Origin of the sequence: Streptomyces sp. NPDC046759 (genome assembly GCF_040645475.1) — a bacterium.
GTDB lineage: Bacteria > Actinomycetota > Actinomycetes > Streptomycetales > Streptomycetaceae > Streptomyces.
Window position 1 is genome coordinate 1 of the sequence record NZ_JBEYYJ010000092.1, and the last position, 1,050, is coordinate 1,050.

At 68.2% G+C, this 1,050-nt stretch carries 1 protein-coding gene; it reads left to right on the top strand.

The window, feature by feature from the left end; genetic code table 11:
• Nucleotides 1-1,050, top strand: a 1,050-nt coding sequence (locus ABZ919_RS41520) for a YibE/F family protein (RefSeq protein WP_361259531.1), incomplete at both ends; no start/stop codon positions are given.

Genomic DNA, 1,050 nt, shown 5'->3' on the forward strand with positions numbered 1-1,050 from the left:
CGGTGTCGGCTTCGATCAGCAGACCCAACAGGCCACGGTCACCCGGGTCATCGAGCTGAGCTGCAAGTCGGTGAACGCCTCCGGCCAGACCCCCACCGGCGACACCGCCACCGCCAAGGGCAACTCCGCCGCGCAGGAGGGGAACGGCACCTGCCACAAGGCCACGATCCGCGTCGACACCGGCAAGGACAAGGGCCGTACCTTCACCGAGATCGTGCAGCCCGACCAGGCACGGCAGCTCCACCAGGGCGAGAAGGTCGTGACCGCCTACGAACCCTCCGCACCCAAGGACCTGCAGTACTCGGTCACCGACGTCGACCGCCGCTTCCCGATGGGCCTGCTGGCCGGCATCTTCGCACTCGCCGTCGTGGTGGTCGGCCGGCTGCGCGGCGTCATGGCACTGGTCGCCCTGGCCATCAGCTTCATGGTGCTGAACCTCTTCATCCTGCCCGCGATCCTGCAGGGCTCGAACCCCCTGCTCGTGGCCGTGACCGGATCGAGCGCCATCATGCTGATCGCCCTCTACACCTGCCACGGCCTGTCGGCCCGGACATCGGTGGCGGTGCTCGGCACGCTGGCCTCGCTGGCCCTGATCGGCATCCTCGGCTCACAGTTCATCGACTGGGCCGCGCTGACCGGCAACACCGACGACCAGACCGGCCTGATCCACGGCCTCTTCCCGAAGCTCGACATGAGCGGTCTGCTGCTCGCCGGCGTCATCATCGGTTCACTGGGTGTCCTGGACGACGTGACCGTGACACAGACATCGGCCGTCTGGGAACTGCACGAGGCCAACCCGGCGATGGGCTGGCGCGCACTGTACCGGGCCGGCATCCGCATCGGCCGCGACCACATCGCCTCCGTGGTCAACACCCTCGTCCTCGCCTACGCCGGCGCCGCACTGCCGCTGCTCCTGCTCTTCTCCATCGCACAGAGCGGCGTGGGCACGGTCGCCAACAGCGAACTGGTCGCCGAAGAGATCGTACGCACCCTGGTCGGATCCATCGGACTGGTCGCCTCCGTACCGGTCACCACACTCCTCGCCGCCCT